The sequence below is a fragment of the Vibrio sp. 1562 genome (genome assembly GCF_033340155.1).
Taxonomy (GTDB): domain Bacteria; phylum Pseudomonadota; class Gammaproteobacteria; order Enterobacterales; family Vibrionaceae; genus Vibrio; species Vibrio alginolyticus.
Map to the genome: position 1 here is coordinate 1 of NZ_JAWOVY010000241.1, position 785 is coordinate 785.

Consider the following 785-nt stretch of genomic DNA (forward strand, 5'->3'; position numbering starts at 1 on the left):
GGTGAGAAATAATAGCGAACGTTCTACGTTTAGAAACTTCGCTTAGAAAAGGTGTATTTGACATGAAACTGGTCTTCTTTGATGTCTGAATGCCTGCTGAAAAGCAAACACGCTTTTTGTAGATTCAATTTTGCGCGGTATTCTCGCTTATTATTGCTTTAGGGGCAACTTCCCGAATAGTACGTCTAGTTAAAGAAGAGATAACTCATGATGATCGCGTCTTCTTTTCCATTGCCTGTTTTGGCAGGATAGTAATCATAACGACGATCCACTTCGTTAAAACCAGCTTGCTCATAAATATGAATCGCAGGATGGTTACTTTCTCTTACTTCTAGCCACGCGCAGTCTGCTTTGGCTTGCTCACAGTGATTCAGAAAGGCATCCAATAACTTTTGACCGTAGCCTTTTCCTTGTAGAGCAGGGGCAACCGCAATATTGAGTAACGTAACTTCACCCAAAATATTTTGTGCATAAAAGTAGCCAACTACCGAGCCGTCTTCGACCATCACGTGATGGCACGCACCGCGACTCGACAAATCGCGCACTAACGACTCTGCCCATGGGTGAGAATGCGCTTGCTGTTCAATTTGCCAAACTTGCTCCACATGCTCACTGCACATTGGGAGAATTTCAATCGTCATGATTTAACCTATTAGGTCGAAATACCGCGCCCCAATAGAGCTTGGTATTCGATCTTTTACAAACGTTACGAGTAAGAACAAATTTGCTGCCAAAGTACGCGTTTTTGTTCATTGTTGCCATCAATGTCTTGCAATAACGGCGAG

2 protein-coding genes are annotated in these 785 nt (G+C 43.2%); both read right to left on the minus strand.

Features of this window, described 5'->3' with window-relative positions; genetic code table 11:
• Nucleotides 1-185: 185 nt before the first annotated feature.
• A complete protein-coding gene (gene rimI, locus R7Z49_RS24395) occupies nt 186-641 on the minus strand; it encodes a ribosomal protein S18-alanine N-acetyltransferase (RefSeq protein WP_318112280.1) in 456 nt (151 codons plus the stop codon).
• Nucleotides 642-706: 65 nt separating this feature from the next.
• The coding region (locus R7Z49_RS24400) for a DNA polymerase III subunit psi (RefSeq protein ID WP_318112282.1) at nt 707-785 on the minus strand (79 nt) is incomplete at its 5' end.

Coding starts and splice junctions, on each gene's coding strand:
- rimI (WP_318112280.1), bottom strand. CDS start 641: ATGACGATTGAAATTCTCCCAATGTGCAGTGAGCATGTGGAGCAAGTT.